The following is a 17821-nucleotide window of genomic DNA, read 5'->3' as shown; positions in this document are numbered from 1 at the left end:
GTCGTTATGTCTGCCAAGAGTGATGATTCACCCAGCGACCTGATCCGCGCTCGGGACGTCGGTGGTTTTGACGTCTGGTCGCTGCCCAGCTTCGATCCCCACGTGCCCGAGCCTGAGCCTGAGCCCGAGGAAGAACTGCCGGAAATGGAGGAGGTGCCGCTGGAAGAAGTCCAGCCACTGACCCTCGAAGAAGTCGAAAGTATTCGTCAGGAGGCCTACAACGAAGGCTTCGCCATTGGTGAAAAAGAAGGTTTCCATAGCACCACGCTCAAGGTTCGCCAGGAAGCCGACGTAGCGCTGACAGCCAAGCTCCGCGCGCTGGAATCGCTGATGCTCAACCTGTTCGAGCCCATCGCCGAGCAGGACACTCAGATCGAGAAGTCCCTGGTCGGGCTGGTGCAGCACATCACTCGACAAGTGATCCAGCGGGAACTGGCCATTGATTCGAGCCAGATCGAACACGTCATGCGCGAAGCCCTCAAGCTTTTGCCGTTGGGCGTGGGCAATGTGCGGCTGTACATCAATCCTCAGGATTTCGAACTGGTCAAGGCGCTGCGTGAGCGTCATGAAGAAACCTGGCGCATCGTCGAGGACGAATCCCTGCTGCCGGGCGGTTGCCGTGTGGAAACCGAGCACAGCCGCATTGATGCGACCATCGAAACCCGCATCAGCCAGATCATGGCCAAGCTCTTCGACCAGTTGCACGAACAGGCACTGCACCCGGCTGCTGCCGACCTGAGCCTGGAATTGCCGGACGAGCCCCAGGTTGACACCCCTATTGATCCAGGCGCCGCAGAGTCGGATGCTCTTGAACTCAGTACCCCTGAACTGGACGGCCGCGATGCGCCTTGAGCGAACCAGCTTCGGCAAGCGCCTGGGCAGCTACGCCGAGGCCACCGAGCTGGCCGGACAGCCGATCCTGGAAGGGCGCTTGCTGCGCATGGTTGGCCTGACCCTCGAAGCCGAGGGTCTGCGTGCCGCCATGGGCAGTCGCTGCATGGTGATCAACGACGACAGTTATCACCCGGTCCAGGTCGAAGCCGAAGTCATGGGCTTCTCCGGCAGCAAGGTCTTTCTGATGCCGGTGGGCAGCGTAGCCGGCATCGCACCTGGCGCGCGGGTTGTGCCTTTGGCTGACACCGGTCGGCTGCCCATGGGCATGAGCATGCTCGGACGGGTGCTGGACGGCGCCGGGCGTGCCCTGGACGGCAAGGGCGGCATGAAGGCCGAGGATTGGGTGCCGATGGACGGCCCGACGATCAACCCCCTCAAGCGCGACCCCATCAGCGTGCCGCTGGACGTGGGCATTCGTTGCATCAACGGTTTGTTGACGGTCGGGCGCGGTCAGCGTCTGGGCCTGTTTGCCGGTACGGGGGTGGGCAAGAGTGTGCTGCTGGGCATGATGACCCGATTCACCGAGGCGGACATTATCGTGGTCGGGCTGATCGGCGAACGGGGTCGCGAGGTGAAGGAGTTCATCGAGCACATCCTCGGCGAAGAGGGCCTCAAGCGATCAGTGGTCGTGGCTTCGCCAGCCGATGATGCACCGTTGATGCGCCTGCGGGCCGCCATGTACTGCACGCGGATCGCCGAGTATTTCCGCGACAAGGGCAAGAATGTCCTGCTGCTGATGGACTCGTTGACCCGTTTCGCCCAGGCCCAGCGGGAAATCGCCCTGGCCATCGGCGAACCGCCGGCCACCAAAGGCTATCCACCCTCGGTATTCGCCAAGTTGCCCAAGCTGGTTGAGCGCGCCGGTAATGCGGAAAAGGGCGGCGGTTCGATCACGGCGTTCTATACCGTGCTGTCCGAAGGCGACGATCAGCAGGATCCCATTGCCGACTCGGCCCGTGGCGTGCTCGACGGTCACATCGTGTTGTCCCGGCGTCTGGCCGAAGAAGGGCACTATCCGGCCATCGACATCGAGGCGTCCATTAGTCGGGTCATGCCGTCGGTCATCAGCGCCGAGCACCTCAAGCGTGCCCAACAGTTCAAGCAATACTGGTCGCGCTATCAGCAAAGCCGCGATCTGATCAGCGTCGGTGCCTACGTGCCCGGCGGTGATCGTGAGACCGATACCGCCATCAATCTCTATCCGGCAATGGCGGTCTATCTGCGCCAGAGCCTGAACGACAACATCGGCATGGGCGCCAGCGAGGCGCACCTGCAGAGCATCTTCACTCCGGTCGCCGGCGGATAACCGGCCATGGCCACGAGTCGTGCGGCGCGTCTGGCGCCCGTGGTGGAGATGGCGGAAAAAGCCGAAAAAACCGCCGTCCAGCGTCTGGCATATTTCCAGGGGCAGGTGGCCGTCGCCGAAAGCAAACTGGCGGACCTGGAAAACTTCCGTCTCGAATACCAGGAGCAGTGGATCGCCCGTGGCAGCCATGGGGTTTCCGGCCAATGGTTGCTGGGTTACCAGGGCTTTCTTGCGCAATTGGGCACCGCCATTGACCAGCAGCGCCAGAGTCTGGTCTGGCACCAGAACAACCTGGAAAAGGCTCGCCAGAGTTGGCAGGAGGCTTTCGCCCGGGTCGAAGGGCTGCGCAAACTCGTACAGCGTTATATCGACGAAGCGCGGCGATTGGAGGACAGGCGCGAGCAAAAACTGCTGGATGAATTGTCCCAGCGTCTGCCGCGTCAGGATCCGTATTGATCATCGGGCCGGGATTTTGAGAGGGAAGTGTTCCAAACCTTGCTCAGACTTCTACCAGGTGCTAAACCTTGTACACGTATGTCCATGACAAGGAAGCCGAACATGTCAGTCGTTACCGAAGTATCCCCCGATGGGCAAAAGCTGACGATCTCGATCAAGGGTCGTTTCGATTTTGGGCGGCATCAGGAGTTTCGCGAGTCTTACGAGCGGCTCAACAAAAAGCCCGAATCCATTGTGGTGGACTTGAAAGAAGCCACTTATCTCGACAGTTCCGCCTTGGGCATGCTCCTGTTGCTACGCGATCATGCCGGCGGCGAAGATTCGGATATCCGGATCGTGAACAGCAACAGTGACGTCAAGAAAATCCTCGCGATCTCCAACTTCGACAAGCTGTTCGATATCTATCCGAAAGAAGAAGCCGGGAAAGACAGCTCGGGAGAAAAAGACAAGCCACAGGCAGGCCATCTCCAGGACAAACTTCATCCCGGAAAAGCTTGACCGGCAGCCATGTTGTCCGACCTCGAACCGCTGACGGTCCTGATTGCCGAAGACAGTGCCGCTGATCGACTGCTGCTGTCGACTATTGTCCGTCGTCAGGGCCATCACGTGCTCACTGCGGCTGACGGTGCCGAAGCGGTGGACATCTATATCCAGCAGCGTCCGCACCTGGTGCTGATGGATGCGATGATGCCGGTGATGGATGGTTTCGAGGCGGCGCAAAAGATCAAGCAACTGGCCGGGGAGCAGTTGGTTCCGATCATCTTTCTCACCTCGTTGACCGAAAGCGAAGCCTTGGCCCGATGTCTGGAAGCCGGGGGGGACGATTTTCTGGCCAAGCCGTATAACCAGGTCATCCTGGCCGCCAAGATCAAGGCCATGGACCGCTTGCGTCGGTTGCAGGCCACTGTCGTGGAACAGCGTGACCAGATATCCCGGCACCATGACTACCTGCTCAACGAGCAGCGCGTGGCCAAGGCCGTGTTCGACAAGATCGCCCATTCCGGCTGTCTGAGCGCACCGAACATCCGTTACCTGCAATCCCCTTACGCCCTGTTCAACGGCGATCTGCTGCTGGCCGCATTCAACCCGGCGGGCGATATGCACATCCTGCTGGGGGATTTCACCGGACACGGTTTGCCGGCCGCTGTCGGCGCGATGCCGCTGGCGGAGGTGTTCTACGGCATGACCGCCAAAGGTTATGGCCTGGCGCAGATCCTGCGGGAGATGAATGCCAAGCTCAAGCGCATCCTGCCGGTGGACATGTTCTGTTGCGCGACCCTGTTATGCCTGAGTTTCCAGCGCTGCACGGTGGAAGTCTGGAACGGCGGCATGCCCGATGGTTACCTGCATGACAGTCTCAGCGGTGTGCGCACGCCATTGCCGGCGCGGCACCTGCCGCTGGGCGTGCTCACTCCCCAGTTGTTCGATGACCGCACTGAAGTACACCCCATGTCGCTGGGTGACCGGGTATTCCTGCTGTCCGATGGCGTGATCGACACCGCTGACGACAATGAGCAGCTGTTTGGCGTGGAGCGTTTGCAACAGGTCTTTTCGGCCAATCGTGAGCCCGACTGTCTTTTCGAAGACATCCAGCAAGCCTTGCGGGACTTTCGCGGCGAGCCGCGGGACGACTTCAGCATGGTCGAGGTGCGCTTGGTCGCGCCGACGCAACTCAACCCGCCACCGCCGGTCTATTCCGATAGCGGCCAGTCCAGTCCCCTGGACTGGTCGATGAGTTTCGAGTTTCGCGCGCAGACGCTCAGGCGGTTCAACCCGATGCCGTACCTGTTGCAGCTGTTGCTTGAGGTTCATGGGCTCAGGGCTCAGAGTGGCGCTCTTTACAGCGTGCTGTCGGAGCTCTACTCCAATGCGCTGGACCATGGCGTATTGGGGCTCGATTCGAGTCTCAAGCGCGACGCGTCGGGTTTCGCCCGTTACTACAGCGAGCGCAACCAGCGCCTGGATGAATTGAACAGCGGTCACGTCCGGGTTCATGTGCACGTCACGCCTCACGGTGACGGTGGTCGTCTGGTCATTGAAGTCGAAGACAGTGGCCAGGGCTTCGATGTCGCCCGGGTGTTGGCACGACCTGCGGACAGTAACCGGTTGTCGGGGCGCGGCGTGAGCCTGGTGCGTCAGTTGAGCCATCAGGCCTGCTGGTCCGACGATGGTCGTAGTGCGCGCGTGGAGTTTTTCTGGGAGGCTCTGGCATAATCGGCGCCATTCTTGATCAGGGAGCGAACAAGTGAGTGAGATTCATCTGGACCGCGACGTACTGAGTACGTTGAAGGAAGTCATGGAGGACGGGTATCTGGAGTTGCTGGATACCTTTCTTAACGATTCCGAAGCACGCCTGCGTGTGCTGCATGAGGCGCGGGATGCGGAAAAGCTCAGTGCCACGGCCCACAGTTTCAAGGGCAGCAGCAGCAACATGGGCGCCATCCGCCTGGCAGAACTGTGTGGCGAACTGGAGCAACGTGCCAAACAGCCGTCGTTGAGCGGGATTGAAAAGCTGGTCAGCGAAATCGACAGTGAATTCGCCCATGTCCGCAAGCTTTGCAGGGAAGAGCGTGAAGGGTTCCACTGCTGAGATTCGAGCATTGCCAATAGGTTGGCCCGTCCCTTGCATTGTCCTCTCTCGACTGTACCTATGATTCCAGTGCAGCGGAGACCTTTTTATGCCCGTAACGCCCAATACACTGCTTCAGGCCACCCCGCAGGCCAAGCCTCAGGCCGCCGTCAATTCACCGGCAGCGGCCCCTGAGTTCGGGAATAAAGCCTCCAGCTTCGCCCAGGTCTTCGCCCGCCAGGCCCCCGCGAAGTCGTCGACCGCCCCCGAGCCATCGGTTAAACAGGTGCGCGACCAGGCTTCTGATAACACCGTCAAAAAAGACGATGGCAACGAAACGGCTGCCGCCTCCGAGACGACGGTTGCCGATAGCGGCAAATCCTTGCCCGCCGACAAGCCGTCAACGGCCGATGACAAGGTGGCCAGTGATGACGGTGCCGACACGACTGAAACCCCAGTGGCGGAAGTTGCTTCTGGCGATCCGGCTGTGGACCCCGCGCTGCTGCCGGATATGATCGCAACGGTTGTCGCAACCGAGGCAGAACCCGCCCCCGTGGTGGCCACGACGATGCCTCAAGTCGCGGCTGCGGTGGCGGCGCCGGTTGCTCCATTGGCCGCAGCAGCCCAGACTTCGGCTGTGGTCGATCCTGAATTCGATCCGGCGGCCGATCCGCTTGATGCATTGCCTGCCTTGCGCCTGGCGATGGAGCAGAGCGGCCATGTTTCCGCTGCCAGCCACGCGCAGTCCAAGACGCCTGCCCCTGCATCGGTTGACGGTGAGCCGTCATCGGCCCAAACCTTTGCCGCCGGCATGGCAAGCATGCTCACCGTCCAGGCTGATCAGAACAGTACTGGCCCCGGCAGCCAAGGCGGTGAAAAGGCATTTGGCGGTTTGATCAATGAGGGTCTCAAGGATCTGACCGCCGCCTCCAGCGATACTCGCGTGGATGACTTCGCTAACCGTCTGGCGGCACTAACCCAGGCCGCCACGCCAAAAACCGCCAATGCGATACCGGTCAACCAGCCTATCGCCATGAATCAGAGCGGCTGGACCGAAGAAGTGGTCAACCGGGTGATGTACCTGTCGAGTGTCAACCTCAAGGCGGCCGATATCCAGTTGCAGCCGGCCGAACTCGGTCGTCTGGATATTCGGGTGAACATGGTTCCGGATCAGCAGACACAGGTGACGTTCATGAGCGCTCATTCCGGCGTTCGCGAAGCGCTCGAAGGTCAGATGCATCGCCTGCGCGACAGTTTTGCCCAGCAGGGCATGGGCCAGGTCGACGTCAGCGTGTCCGACCAATCCCGTGGCTCCCAAGGGCAGGAACAGCAAGCGCAGCAACAGGCCCAGGCTGGGCGCACAACATCGTCCGGCGGTCGGGTGGATTCGGTAGAGGAAGACCTGCCAGCCTGCATTGCTGAAGTAGCAGCCACTGCCACCAGCGTGATCGGCACCAGCGCGGTCGATTTCTACGCCTGACCCCAAGATGCCCCCCCCTGTGGGAGCGAGCCTGCTCGCGATAGAGGTGAATCAGTCCCAAAATGGGTGACTGACACTCCGCTATCGCGAGCAGGCTCGCTCCCACATTGGTTTTATGGCGTTCTGCAGATTGCATCCCAATCGTGATCCTTGTGCCCCGACACTTCTGGCATAACACTTGCTCCTGCCTTGCCGTGCAACAGTGAAAACCCCGATTAGTGACGGATTATTGGCATGGCGAAGAGCGAAGCAGCAGCTGTAAAGGACCCGGCAACCAAGGGCAAAATCAAGCTGATCATCTTGATCGTGGTGGGCTTGCTCCTGGCCATTGGGGTCTCTGTGGGGGCGACCTGGTATTTCATGCACAACGCTCAAAGCAAGCCGGCCGTCGCGGTCGAGGCCGCGCCGGTGGGCAAGCAGCCGGCGATTTTCGAGCCGATGGCGCCCGCTTTCGTGGCCAACTACACCCAGAACGGCCGCCAACGCTACATGCAGGTCAGTATCACCCTGTTGGGCCGCAACCAGGCTGATCTGGAAGCGCTGCGGGTGCACATGCCACTGATCCGCAATAACCTGGTGATGCTCTTTTCCGGACAGAATTTCGACACCCTGGCCACGCCCGTCGGCCAGGAAATGCTGCGTCAGAAAGCCACGGCCAGCGTGCAGGAAGTGGCTCAGAAAGAGCTCGGCAAAGTGGTGATCGAACAGTTGCTCTTCACTAACTTCGTATTGCAGTAGGAACCCGACATGGCCGTGCAGGACCTGTTGTCCCAGGATGAAATCGACGCGCTGTTGCATGGTGTCGACGATGGCCTGGTGCAGACCGAAAACGCTGCTGAGCCGGGCAGCGTCAAAAGCTACGACCTGACCAGCCAGGATCGCATCGTTCGCGGACGGATGCCGACCCTGGAAATGATCAACGAGCGTTTCGCCCGATACACCCGCATCAGCATGTTCAACATGCTGCGCCGTTCGGCCGATGTGGCCGTCGGTGGCGTGCAGGTGATGAAGTTCGGTGAATACGTGCACTCGCTGTATGTACCCACCAGCCTCAACCTGGTGAAGATCAAGCCGTTGCGCGGCACAGCGCTGTTCATCCTTGACGCCAAACTGGTGTTCAAGCTGGTGGACAACTTCTTCGGCGGTGACGGTCGTCACGCCAAGATCGAAGGGCGTGAATTCACCCCGACCGAGCTGCGGGTAGTGCGCATGGTGCTGGAGCAGGCCTTTGTCGATCTGAAGGAGGCCTGGCAGGCGATCATGGAAGTGAACTTCGAGTACATCAACTCGGAAGTGAACCCGGCCATGGCCAACATCGTCGGCCCGAGCGAAGCCATTGTGGTTTCGACCTTCCACATCGAGCTCGATGGCGGTGGTGGCGATCTGCACGTGACCATGCCGTACTCGATGATCGAGCCGGTACGGGAAATGCTCGACGCCGGCTTCCAGTCGGATCTCGACGATCAGGACGAGCGCTGGATCAATGCTTTGCGTCAGGATGTGCTGGATGTCGACGTGCCGATCGGCGCGACGGTTGCCCGGCGTCAGCTGCGCCTGCGGGACATCCTGCATATGCAGCCGGGGGACATTATTCCTGTCGAGATGCCTGAAGACATGATCATGCGCGCCAACGGTGTACCGGCCTTCAAGGTCAAGATGGGCTCTCACAAAGGCAACCTGGCGTTGCAGGTGATCGAGCCGATCGAACGCCGCTGAGCGGTGTCGAATCCTTACGTTTTTAACTGAATTTTTGCCCGCCGAGGACAAATGATGGCTGACGATATGAACACCCAGGATGACCAGGCGCTGGCCGACGAGTGGGCTGCGGCCCTGGAAGAAACCGGCGACGCCGGGCAGGCCGACATTGACGCTTTGCTGGCGGCCGACACTGGCGCTCACGCCTCCAACCGCCTGCCGATGGAAGAGTTTGGCAGCGTGCCCAGAAGCAACGAACAGGTGACGCTGGACGGGCCGAACCTGGACGTGATTCTCGACATCCCGGTGTCGATTTCCATGGAAGTGGGCAGCACCGACATCAACATCCGCAATCTGCTGCAGCTTAACCAGGGCTCGGTGATCGAGCTGGATCGCCTGGCTGGCGAGCCGTTGGATGTACTGGTCAACGGCACGCTGATCGCCCATGGCGAGGTAGTGGTGGTCAACGAGAAGTTCGGCATTCGCCTGACGGACGTGATCAGCCCGAGCGAACGCATCAAGAAGCTGCGCTGAGTGAAAGGTTTTTTCGCCGCAGCCTTGATGCTGCCATTCAGCGTGCTGGCGGCCGAACCGGTAGCCACCGTAGCGGCTGCGCCGGCGGCGAGTAGCGGGATCGCCGGGCAACTGGCGCAATTGGTGCTCGGTCTGCTGCTGGTGCTGGGGTTGATCTTCTTCCTGGCCTGGTTGCTGCGGCGCGTGCAGCAGGCGGGGCCAGCCGGCAAGGGGCAGGTCATCGACATCGTCGGTTCCCGCGCGCTTGGCCCGCGGGACCGGCTGGTGCTGGTTCAGGTTGGCAACGAGCAGATTCTGCTGGGGCTGAGCCCGGGTACCATTACTGCATTGCATGTTCTCAAGGAGCCGGTGCAGGTGCCTGCCACCGACCAGGCCACCCCCGAGTTTGCCCAGCGTCTCATGGAGCTGTTGGGTAAAGATCAGAAGGATAAAAAGTAATGCCATTGCGCATTCTGTTGGCGGTGGTCCTGATGCTGGCCGCGCCGTTGGTGCTTGCCGCCGATCCACTGTCGATCCCGGCAATTACCTTGGGCACCAACGCCGAAGGAGCTCAGGAGTATTCGGTCAGCCTGCAGATCCTGCTGATCATGACCGCGCTGAGTTTCATCCCGGCGTTCGTCATGCTGATGACCAGTTTCACTCGGATCATTATCGTCTTTTCGATCCTGCGCCAGGCCCTGGGCTTGCAGCAGACGCCGTCGAATCAGATTCTTACCGGCATGGCGCTGTTCTTGACGATGTTCATCATGGCACCGGTCTTCGACCGGGTGAACCAGGATGCGCTGCAGCCCTATCTGGCGGAAACCATCACCGCCCAAGACGCGGTGGCCAAGGCTGAAGTGCCGATCAAGGATTTCATGCTGGCCCAGACCCGCACCAGCGACCTGGAACTGTTCATGCGCCTGTCCAAGCGCACTGACATTGCCAGCCCGGATCAAGCGCCGCTGACCATCCTGGTGCCGGCGTTCGTGACGTCCGAGCTCAAGACCGCGTTCCAGATTGGTTTCATGATTTTCATCCCGTTCCTGATCATCGACCTGGTGGTCGCCAGTGTGCTCATGGCCATGGGTATGATGATGCTGTCGCCATTGATCATTTCCCTGCCGTTCAAGATCATGCTGTTCGTGCTCGTGGACGGCTGGGCCCTGATCATCGGCACCCTGGCGGGCAGTTTCGGCGGTGTTTAGGCCATTTGTGCGGGTAGCAAGAATATGACGCCTGAAGTAGCGGTAGACCTGTTCCGCGAAGCGCTCTGGCTGACGACCATGATGGTCGCTGTGCTGGTGATACCCAGCCTGCTGGTGGGCTTGCTGGTGGCGATGTTCCAGGCCGCGACCCAGATCAACGAACAGACCCTCAGCTTCCTGCCGCGTCTGCTGGTAATGCTGGTGACGTTGATCGTCGCCGGTCCCTGGCTGGTGCAAACTTTCATGGAATACATCCTGCAGCTTTACGGCAGTATTCCGCAGTTGATCGGCTGACCTGATGTCGATGCTCGAACTGACGGATACCCAGATCAGTACCTGGGTGGCGTCATTTATCCTGCCGCTGTTTCGTGTCACCGCGGTGCTGATGAGCATGCCGGTGTTTGGCACTACCCTTGTGCCAACCCGCGTACGGCTGTATTTCGCTCTGGCGATTACGGTGGTCATCGCACCAGGGTTGCCACCTATGCCGCCGGTCAACGCTCTGGACCTCAGTGCATTGATGCTGGTGGCCGAGCAGATTCTGATTGGCGTCTTGATGGGCTTTTCGCTGCAGCTGTTTTTCCAGGCGTTTGTGGTGGCCGGGCAAATCATTTCGATCCAGATGGGCATGGCGTTCGCCTCCATGGTCGACCCCACCAACGGTGTGAACAGCGCAGTGATCGGGCAGTTCCTGACGATGCTGGTGACCCTGCTGTTTCTGGCCATGAACGGGCACCTGGTGGTGTTTGAGGTGTTGACCGAGAGCTTCACCACATTGCCGGTGGGCAGCGCGATGCTGGTCAATCATTTCTGGGACATCGCCGGCAAGCTTGGCTGGGTTCTAGGGGCGGCGATGGTGTTGGTATTGCCCGCGATTACCGCGTTGCTGGTGGTCAATATTGCCTTTGGCGTGATGACCCGGGCGGCGCCGCAGTTGAACATTTTCTCCATCGGTTTTCCGTTGACCCTGGTGCTGGGCCTGGTGATTTTCTGGATCAGCCTGGGGGATATTCTCAATCAGTACCAGCCGCTGGCGACCCAGGCCCTGCAGCTGTTACGCGACATGGCACAGGCGCGCTGAACCATGGCCGAAAGCGAGAGTGGGCAGGACAAGACAGAAGACCCCACGGAGAAGCGCAAGAAGGAGTCTCGGGACAAGGGCGAGATTGCGCGCTCCAAGGAGCTCAATACCCTGGCGGTGATGTTGGCCGGGGCGGGCGGTCTGTTGATTTATGGCGGCGGGCTGGCCCTGGATCTGCTGGAAATCATGCGCCTGAATTTTTCCTTGCCCCGCGAGGTACTGCTCAGTCCCGGTGCCATGGGGCAATACCTGCTGCACTCCGGCAAGATCGCGATCCTGGCCGTGCAACCGGTCCTGATCTTTCTGCTGTTGGCGGCCATTATTGGCCCGATTTCCCTGGGGGGCTGGCTGTTTGCCGGTAAGAGCCTGGCGCCCAAGTTCAGTCGGATGAACCCGGCCAACGGCCTCAAGCGAATGTTTTCCAGCACGGCGCTGATGGAGTTGCTCAAGGCGCTTGGGAAGTTTTTCCTGATCCTGTTTGTCGCGCTGACGGTACTGCAGGCCGATATCGACGACTTGCTGCGCATCGCCCATGAACCCTTGGAGCAGGCCATTATCCACAGCGTGCAACTGGTGGGCTGGAGTACCTTGTGGATGGCTTGCGGCTTGATTCTGATCGCCGCCATCGACGTGCCGATCCAGCTGTATCAGAGCAAGCAGAAGCTGATGATGACCAAGCAGGAGATCCGCGACGAGCATAAGGACCAGGAGGGCAAGCCGGAGGTCAAGCAACGGATTCGCCAGTTGCAGCGTGAAGTGTCCCAGCGCCGGATGATGGCGGCGATCCCGGATGCCGACGTGGTCATCACCAACCCGACTCACTACGCCGTGGCACTCAAGTACGACCCCGATAAAGGCAATGCTCCGGTGTTGCTGGCCAAGGGCAGTGATTTCCTGGCGCTGAAAATCCGCGAGATTGCCGTAGCCAACGAAGTGATGCTGCTCGAATCCCCCGCGTTGGCGCGATCGATTTACTACTCCACCGAACTCGACCAGGAAATCCCCGGAGGCCTGTACCTGGCCGTGGCCCAGGTGTTGGCCTACGTCTATCAGATCCGTCAACACCGCGCCGGCAAGGGCAAGCGCCCCGAGCCACTCAAGGATTTGCCGATTCCACCGGATTTGCGCCGCGACTCCTGATTCGGGCCTGCGCTGATTGCGCTCGGATGCAGAACCAGTGGGAGCGAGCCTCGATTGCATTCAGCGCCTTGGCTAGCGCCTCTATTTCAGCCTCTGACAAAAGTTGGAAGGCTTCTTGCAATACCCCGTCTACGCCCGTTCCGGGCGTCAAAAGTTTGCTTCACAGGAACGGGGATTATTGGTGGATCGCTCTCAGTTATTCAACACCGCGCGCAACAACGTAGCCGACCTCAGTCGGGGTAATCTGGGCGTGCCGTTGTTGCTGCTGGTCATGCTCGCCATGATGATGCTGCCGGTGCCACCGTTTCTGCTGGACGTGTTCTTCACGTTCAACATTGCTTTGTCCATCGTTGTACTGCTGGTGTGTGTGTACGCATTGCGGCCACTGGATTTCGCGGTGTTCCCGACCATTCTGCTGGTGGCGACGCTGATGCGCCTGGCGCTCAACGTGGCGTCCACCCGGGTGGTGATGATCCACGGGCATGAAGGCCACGCCGCTGCCGGTAAGGTGATCCAGGCCTTCGGTGAAGTGGTGATCGGCGGAAACTACGTGGTGGGTATCGTCGTCTTCGCCATTTTGATGATCATCAACTTTGTCGTGGTGACCAAGGGTGCCGGACGGATTTCCGAGGTGAGTGCGCGTTTCACCCTCGATGCAATGCCCGGCAAGCAAATGGCAATCGACGCCGACCTCAACGCTGGCCTGATCGATCAGGGCCAGGCCAAGGCCCGTCGTCTGGAAGTGGCCCAGGAAGCCGAGTTCTATGGCTCCATGGACGGTGCCAGCAAATTCGTGCGCGGCGATGCCATCGCCGGCCTGCTGATTCTCTTCATCAACCTGATCGGCGGTATGGCTGTCGGTATCTTCCAGCACGGCATGACATTCGGCGATGCCGGCAAGGTTTACGCGCTGTTAACCATTGGTGACGGTTTGGTGGCGCAATTGCCATCACTGTTGTTATCCACAGCTGCCGCGATCATGGTGACCCGTGCGTCCGGCTCCGAAGACATGGGTAAGCAGATCGGCCGGCAGATGTTTGCATCGCCCAAGGCGTTGGCCGTTGCAGCCGGACTGATGGCCGTGATGGGCCTGGTCCCCGGGATGCCCCATTTCTCGTTTCTGAGCATGGCCGCATTGGCGGCGGGTGGCGCCTACCTGTTCTGGAAGAAACAGAACGTACAAAAGGTTCAGGCCCTGCAGGAGGTCAAGCGTCAGCAGGAACTGTTGCCGTCGCCGGCTCGTGCCATGGAAACCAAGGAGCTGGGCTGGGACGACGTGACGCCGATCGACATGATCGGCCTGGAAGTCGGTTACCGTCTGATCCCCTTGGTGGACCGCAATCAGGGTGGTCAATTGCTCGCGCGGATCAAGGGTGTGCGCAAGAAGCTGTCCCAGGACCTGGGCTTTCTGATGCCCACCGTACATATTCGTGACAACCTCGATCTGGCGCCAAGTGCCTATCGCTTGACGTTGATGGGGGTGATCCTGGCCGAAGCCGAGATCTACCCGGACCGTGAACTGGCGATCAACCCGGGGCAGGTCTACGGTTCGCTCAACGGCATTACCGCCAAGGATCCGGCTTTTGGCCTGGAAGCGGTATGGATCGAAATCAGCCAGCGGGCCCAGGCCCAGTCCCTTGGCTATACCGTGGTGGACGCCAGTACCGTGGTCGCGACCCACTTGAACCAGATTCTGTACAAGCACTCCAGCGAGCTGATCGGTCACGAAGAAGTCCAGCAATTGCTGCAAGTGCTGGCCAAAGGCTCGCCGAAGCTGGCCGAAGAGCTGGTGCCTGGCGTGGTTTCGTTGTCGCAATTGCTCAAGGTGTTGCAAGCGCTGTTGGCCGAGCAGGTGCCGGTGCGCGACATTCGCAGCATTGCCGAGGCTATCGCCAACAACGCTTCCAAGAGTCAAGATACCGCCGCTCTGGTGGCTGCGGTGCGGGTTGGCGTATCCCGCGCAATCGTCCAAAGCATTGTAGGCACTGAGTCGGAGCTGCCTGTGATCACGTTGGAGCCAAGGTTGGAACAGATATTGCTCAATAGTCTGCAGAAGGCAGGACAAGGCTCGGAAGAGGGCGTTCTGCTGGAGCCAAGCATGGCCGAGAAGCTGCAGCGTTCGCTGATCGATGCAGCCCAGCGGCAGGAGATGCAAGGCCAACCGGTGATCCTGCTGGTGGCCGGTCCGATTCGCGCGATGCTTTCGCGATTCGGGCGCCTCGCGGTCCCGGGGCTGCATGTGCTGGCGTACCAGGAAATACCGGACAACAAGCAAGTGACCATCGTTGCGACAGTAGGGCCCAACGGCTGAGGTAGTGGTTTATGCAAGTGAAGCGTTTTTTCGCCGCCGATATGCGTCAGGCCATGAAGCTGGTTCGTGACGAGCTGGGCGCTGAAGCCGCCATCATCGGCAACCGTCGGATCGCCGGGGGTGTCGAGCTGACGGCGGCTCTGGATTACAAATTGTCGGCGCTGGCCCCACGTGTTCCCAACATGGAACTCGAGGATGAGCTGCGCAAGACCCAGTCGCGCATCGCCAGTGCCCAGGCCGAATTGAGCTTGCGCAGCAGTGACGGCGAAGCCAGCGCGGGCACCAATCGTCAATTGTTCGCCGGCCAGCCTCTGACCGCTGGATTGCCGTTGACCGCTGCTGAGCCACTGGTCGAGCAGGCCAAGGCCGAGCCGCGTCGTCCGGCGCCGGTTCAGGCTGCCTCGGGCGGTGGCGTCGACCCGCGCGCCCTGGACTCGATGCGCTTCGAACTCAACAGCCTGCGTGAACTGATGGAAGTTCAGCTCGGCTCCCTGGCCTGGAACCAGTTGCAAGGCAACCGTCCGGCCCAGGCTAACCTGTGGCGTCGCCTGCAACGCATCGGCCTGTCCGGTCCGTTGTCCCGCGACCTGCTGGCGCTGATCAACGATATCGAAGAACCTCGTCAGGCTTGGCGCATGTTGCTGGCGCACCTGGCGCGGATGATCGCCACACCGGAAGTCGAGCCTCTCGAAGAAGGTGGCGTCATTGCCATGGTCGGCCCGGCCGGTATGGGCAAGACCACCACCCTGGCCAAGCTCGCGGCGCGTTATGTACTCAAGTACGGCGCCCAGAGCATCGCCCTGGTGAGCATGGACAGTTTCCGTATCGGTGCCCAGGAACAACTCAAGACCTTGGGCCGGATCCTCAATGTGTCGGTGACCCATGTGGATCCGGGCCAGTCCCTGGCCCAGGCGCTGGAACCGCTGCTGCGCAAGCGCGTCGTGCTGATCGATACCGCCGGCCTGCAAGCCAGCGATCCGGCCCTGCGCATGCAGCTTGAAAGCCTGGCCGGGCGTGGGATCCGGTCAAAAAATTATCTCGTGTTGGCAACCACCAGCCAGAAACAGGTTCTAACCGCCGCATACCACAGCTACAAACGCTGCGGGCTGGCCGGCTGCATCCTGACTAAGCTGGACGAAACGGCAAGCCTGGGCGAGGTGTTGAGCCTGGCGATCGGTCATGATTTACCGGTGGCCTACCTGACCGACGGGCCGCGGATCCCGGATGATTTGCATCTGCCGCGCCGTCATCAACTGGTCAGTCGTGCCGTGAGTGTGCAAATGCAGGAAGAACCCAGCGAAGAAGCCATGGCTGATATGTTCGCTGATATCTACCACAGCCCGACCAAGCAGGTCGGCTGAGGTAATCATGAATATTTTTTGTACCTACATCGATGGTCTGCCATGCATTGTTCCTTCATGCGAGCGCGCAGCCAGTAATGTGGCCTCCGTCTAAGTAAGACAAGGTAAAGAACGAACATGGGCAGCATGCATCCCGTACAGGTGATCGCGGTGACCGGCGGCAAAGGTGGCGTCGGCAAGACTAACGTGTCAGTGAACTTGTCCCTGGCTCTGGCAGAGCTTGGCCGACGGGTCATGCTGCTGGACGCCGACCTGGGCCTGGCGAACGTCGACGTGCTGCTGGGGCTCACGCCCAAGCGCACGCTGGCGGACGTGATAGAGGGCCGCTGCGAACTGCGCGACGTGCTGCTGCAAGGGCCGGGCGGGATTCGCATCGTGCCGGCTGCCTCGGGCACCCAGAGCATGGTTCACCTGACCCCGGCTCAACACGCCGGCCTGATCCAGGCCTTCAGCGACATCGGTGACAACCTCGATGTGCTGGTGATCGACACCGCTGCCGGTATCGGTGATTCGGTCGTCAGTTTCGTACGCGCTGCCCAGGAAGTCTTGCTGGTGGTCTGCGACGAACCGACGTCCATCACCGACGCCTATGCCCTGATCAAGTTATTGAACCGTGACTACGGCATGAACCGCTTCCGCGTCCTGGCCAACATGGCCCAGAGCCCGCAGGAAGGTCGCAACCTGTTCGCCAAGTTGACAAAGGTCACGGATCGTTTCCTGGACGTCGCCCTACAATACGTCGGCGCTGTGCCCTACGACGAAAGCGTACGCAAGGCCGTCCAGAAGCAACGTGCGGTTTATGAAGCCTTTCCCCGTTCCAAATGCGCACTGGCGTTCAAGGCTATTGCCCAGAAGGTTGATACCTGGCCACTGCCAGCCAACCCTCGCGGGCATCTGGAGTTTTTCGTCGAGCGTCTCGTGCAACAAACAGCAGGGCCCGTGTTATGACAGCCAGCGGTTACAACCATCTCTACAAGAAATCGGCACGGGACGCCCAGTACGAATTGATTGAGCGATACGCGCCTCTGGTCAAGCGTATCGCCTATCACTTGCTGGCGCGCTTGCCGGCCAGTGTCCAGGTTGAAGACCTGATCCAGGCGGGCATGATCGGCCTGCTCGAAGTGTCGAACAAATACGACGCGAGCAAGGGCGCCAGTTTCGAGACCTATGCCGGTATTCGCATTCGCGGGGCGATGCTCGATGAAGTCCGTAAGGGTGATTGGGCGCCGCGTTCGGTGCATCGCAATACCCGCATGGTCAGTGACGCCATTCGCGCCATTGAAGCTAAAACCGGGCGTGACGCTAAAGATCACGAGGTTGCGGCCGAACTCCAATTGAGTCTCGATGATTATTACGGGATTTTGAACGATACCTTGGGCAGTCGCCTGTTCAGTTTCGACGACCTGCTGCAGGACGGCGAACACGAAGGGCTGCACGAGGACGGCGCGAGTGCTCACATGGAGCCATCGCGTGACCTGGAAGATGAGCGTTTCCAGAGCGCGCTGGCGGATGCGATTGCCAATTTGCCGGAGCGTGAGCGACTGGTCTTGGCGCTGTACTACGACGAAGAGCTGAACCTCAAGGAAATCGGTGAGGTCCTGGGTGTCAGCGAATCGCGGGTCAGCCAGTTACACAGCCAGTGCGCGGCCCGTTTGCGGGGGCGTTTGGGGGAGTGGCGAGCGCGCTGACAGCAGTGTGGGGACACTGCGAACGAGGCTGGCCTGGCATGTGCTGAGCCAGTCTTTCTCTGTTGTCCTCCAGACCGTTGTCGAGTGTTGTGCCGGATTGATTGAAATGGCGCGTTCAG

Annotated in this window: 19 protein-coding genes; all 19 read left to right on the top strand. The window is 60.3% G+C overall.

The window, feature by feature from the left end:
- The first annotated feature begins 6 nt into the window (after window positions 1–6).
- The 19 genes from fliH (at window position 7) to fliA (ending at window position 17702) form a co-directional block, all read left to right on the top strand.
- On the top strand, window positions 7–852 hold the full coding sequence (gene fliH, locus HQ912_RS20120; protein ID WP_173407213.1) for a flagellar assembly protein FliH: 846 nt from the start codon (window positions 7–9) through the stop codon (window positions 850–852).
- Window positions 842–2200 carry a flagellar protein export ATPase FliI gene (gene fliI, locus HQ912_RS20115; RefSeq protein ID WP_047226249.1) on the top strand — a complete coding sequence of 453 codons (1359 nt, stop codon included), beginning with the start codon at window positions 842–844 and terminating at the stop codon, window positions 2198–2200. The genes fliH and fliI overlap by 11 nt, the downstream gene beginning before the upstream one ends.
- A 6-nt stretch (window positions 2201–2206) precedes the next feature.
- Complete coding sequence (gene fliJ, locus HQ912_RS20110) at window positions 2207–2656, top strand: flagellar export protein FliJ (RefSeq protein ID WP_047226250.1); 450 nt, start codon at window positions 2207–2209, stop codon at window positions 2654–2656.
- Between the two features lie 102 nt (window positions 2657–2758).
- Window positions 2759–3154: an STAS domain-containing protein gene (locus HQ912_RS20105; protein ID WP_331717220.1), complete on the top strand. Its 396-nt coding sequence runs from the start codon at window positions 2759–2761 to the stop codon at window positions 3152–3154.
- 9 nt (window positions 3155–3163) lie between these two features.
- Entirely contained in the window at window positions 3164–4870 is a 1707-nt protein-coding gene (locus HQ912_RS20100; protein ID WP_047226251.1) for a fused response regulator/phosphatase, read from the top strand.
- A gap of 31 nt (window positions 4871–4901) precedes the next feature.
- A complete protein-coding gene (locus HQ912_RS20095) occupies window positions 4902–5246 on the top strand; it encodes an Hpt domain-containing protein (protein ID WP_047226252.1) in 345 nt (114 codons plus the stop codon).
- Between the two features lie 88 nt (window positions 5247–5334).
- Window positions 5335–6705 (top strand): flagellar hook-length control protein FliK, encoded by a 1371-nt coding sequence (locus HQ912_RS20090; protein ID WP_173407212.1) that lies wholly within the window; start codon window positions 5335–5337, stop codon window positions 6703–6705.
- 234 nt (window positions 6706–6939) lie between these two features.
- Window positions 6940–7443 carry a flagellar basal body-associated protein FliL gene (gene fliL, locus HQ912_RS20085; RefSeq protein WP_047226254.1) on the top strand — a complete coding sequence of 168 codons (504 nt, stop codon included), beginning with the start codon at window positions 6940–6942 and terminating at the stop codon, window positions 7441–7443.
- A gap of 9 nt (window positions 7444–7452) precedes the next feature.
- Complete coding sequence (fliM, locus tag HQ912_RS20080; protein WP_003184019.1) at window positions 7453–8421, top strand: flagellar motor switch protein FliM; 969 nt, start codon at window positions 7453–7455, stop codon at window positions 8419–8421.
- 54 nt (window positions 8422–8475) lie between these two features.
- On the top strand, window positions 8476–8934 hold the full coding sequence (gene fliN / locus HQ912_RS20075) for a flagellar motor switch protein FliN (protein WP_047226255.1): 459 nt from the start codon (window positions 8476–8478) through the stop codon (window positions 8932–8934).
- Entirely contained in the window at window positions 8935–9372 is a 438-nt protein-coding gene (gene fliO / locus HQ912_RS20070) for a flagellar biosynthetic protein FliO (RefSeq protein WP_092397555.1), read from the top strand.
- On the top strand, window positions 9372–10121 hold the full coding sequence (fliP, locus tag HQ912_RS20065) for a flagellar type III secretion system pore protein FliP (protein WP_047226257.1): 750 nt from the start codon (window positions 9372–9374) through the stop codon (window positions 10119–10121). Before fliO ends, fliP begins: the two co-directional genes overlap by 1 nt.
- Window positions 10122–10145: 24 nt before the next feature.
- The gene (gene fliQ, locus HQ912_RS20060; RefSeq protein ID WP_047226258.1) at window positions 10146–10415 is read left to right on the top strand and encodes a flagellar biosynthesis protein FliQ; all 270 of its coding nucleotides are present in this window, start codon (window positions 10146–10148) and stop codon (window positions 10413–10415) included.
- A gap of 4 nt (window positions 10416–10419) precedes the next feature.
- The gene (gene fliR, locus HQ912_RS20055) at window positions 10420–11202 is read left to right on the top strand and encodes a flagellar biosynthetic protein FliR (protein WP_107322134.1); all 783 of its coding nucleotides are present in this window, start codon (window positions 10420–10422) and stop codon (window positions 11200–11202) included.
- A 3-nt stretch (window positions 11203–11205) separates the two neighbouring features.
- Complete coding sequence (gene flhB / locus HQ912_RS20050) at window positions 11206–12342, top strand: flagellar biosynthesis protein FlhB (RefSeq protein ID WP_047226260.1); 1137 nt, start codon at window positions 11206–11208, stop codon at window positions 12340–12342.
- A 181-nt stretch (window positions 12343–12523) separates the two neighbouring features.
- Window positions 12524–14653, top strand: coding sequence for a flagellar biosynthesis protein FlhA (gene flhA / locus HQ912_RS20045; RefSeq protein WP_047226414.1), 2130 nt, complete (start codon window positions 12524–12526; stop codon window positions 14651–14653).
- A gap of 11 nt (window positions 14654–14664) precedes the next feature.
- On the top strand, window positions 14665–16014 hold the full coding sequence (flhF, locus tag HQ912_RS20040) for a flagellar biosynthesis protein FlhF (RefSeq protein WP_047226261.1): 1350 nt from the start codon (window positions 14665–14667) through the stop codon (window positions 16012–16014).
- Window positions 16015–16131: 117 nt separating this feature from the next.
- The gene (gene fleN / locus HQ912_RS20035; RefSeq protein WP_003184001.1) at window positions 16132–16962 is read left to right on the top strand and encodes a flagellar synthesis regulator FleN; all 831 of its coding nucleotides are present in this window, start codon (window positions 16132–16134) and stop codon (window positions 16960–16962) included.
- Window positions 16959–17702: an RNA polymerase sigma factor FliA gene (fliA, locus tag HQ912_RS20030; protein ID WP_003184000.1), complete on the top strand. Its 744-nt coding sequence runs from the start codon at window positions 16959–16961 to the stop codon at window positions 17700–17702. The genes fleN and fliA overlap by 4 nt, the downstream gene beginning before the upstream one ends.
- Window positions 17703–17821 lie beyond the last annotated feature (119 nt).

It is taken from the genome of Pseudomonas sp. MPDS (assembly GCF_013283895.1).
In the GTDB taxonomy this organism is placed as follows: Bacteria; Pseudomonadota; Gammaproteobacteria; order Pseudomonadales; family Pseudomonadaceae; genus Aquipseudomonas; species Aquipseudomonas rhizophila.
Note: the sequence above shows the minus strand (reverse complement) of the source record. Positions and strands in the feature narration are given on the sequence as shown.

What these genes read in the sequence shown, in the direction of transcription:
- fliL (WP_047226254.1), top strand. Translation starts at nt 6,940, where the DNA reads ATGGCGAAGAGCGAAGCAGCAGCTGTAAAGGACCCGGCAACCAAGGGC.
- fliA (WP_003184000.1), top strand. Translation starts at nt 16,959, where the DNA reads ATGACAGCCAGCGGTTACAACCATCTCTACAAGAAATCGGCACGGGAC.
- HQ912_RS20090 (WP_173407212.1), top strand. Translation starts at nt 5,335, where the DNA reads ATGCCCGTAACGCCCAATACACTGCTTCAGGCCACCCCGCAGGCCAAG.
- fliP (WP_047226257.1), top strand. Translation starts at nt 9,372, where the DNA reads ATGCCATTGCGCATTCTGTTGGCGGTGGTCCTGATGCTGGCCGCGCCG.
- fliJ (WP_047226250.1), top strand. Translation starts at nt 2,207, where the DNA reads ATGGCCACGAGTCGTGCGGCGCGTCTGGCGCCCGTGGTGGAGATGGCG.
- fliH (WP_173407213.1), top strand. Translation starts at nt 7, where the DNA reads ATGTCTGCCAAGAGTGATGATTCACCCAGCGACCTGATCCGCGCTCGG.
- fliI (WP_047226249.1), top strand. Translation starts at nt 842, where the DNA reads ATGCGCCTTGAGCGAACCAGCTTCGGCAAGCGCCTGGGCAGCTACGCC.
- flhF (WP_047226261.1), top strand. Translation starts at nt 14,665, where the DNA reads ATGCAAGTGAAGCGTTTTTTCGCCGCCGATATGCGTCAGGCCATGAAG.
- flhB (WP_047226260.1), top strand. Translation starts at nt 11,206, where the DNA reads ATGGCCGAAAGCGAGAGTGGGCAGGACAAGACAGAAGACCCCACGGAG.
- fleN (WP_003184001.1), top strand. Translation starts at nt 16,132, where the DNA reads ATGGGCAGCATGCATCCCGTACAGGTGATCGCGGTGACCGGCGGCAAA.
- fliN (WP_047226255.1), top strand. Translation starts at nt 8,476, where the DNA reads ATGGCTGACGATATGAACACCCAGGATGACCAGGCGCTGGCCGACGAG.
- HQ912_RS20105 (WP_331717220.1), top strand. Translation starts at nt 2,759, where the DNA reads ATGTCAGTCGTTACCGAAGTATCCCCCGATGGGCAAAAGCTGACGATC.
- fliR (WP_107322134.1), top strand. Translation starts at nt 10,420, where the DNA reads ATGTCGATGCTCGAACTGACGGATACCCAGATCAGTACCTGGGTGGCG.
- HQ912_RS20100 (WP_047226251.1), top strand. Translation starts at nt 3,164, where the DNA reads ATGTTGTCCGACCTCGAACCGCTGACGGTCCTGATTGCCGAAGACAGT.
- fliM (WP_003184019.1), top strand. Translation starts at nt 7,453, where the DNA reads ATGGCCGTGCAGGACCTGTTGTCCCAGGATGAAATCGACGCGCTGTTG.
- fliQ (WP_047226258.1), top strand. Translation starts at nt 10,146, where the DNA reads ATGACGCCTGAAGTAGCGGTAGACCTGTTCCGCGAAGCGCTCTGGCTG.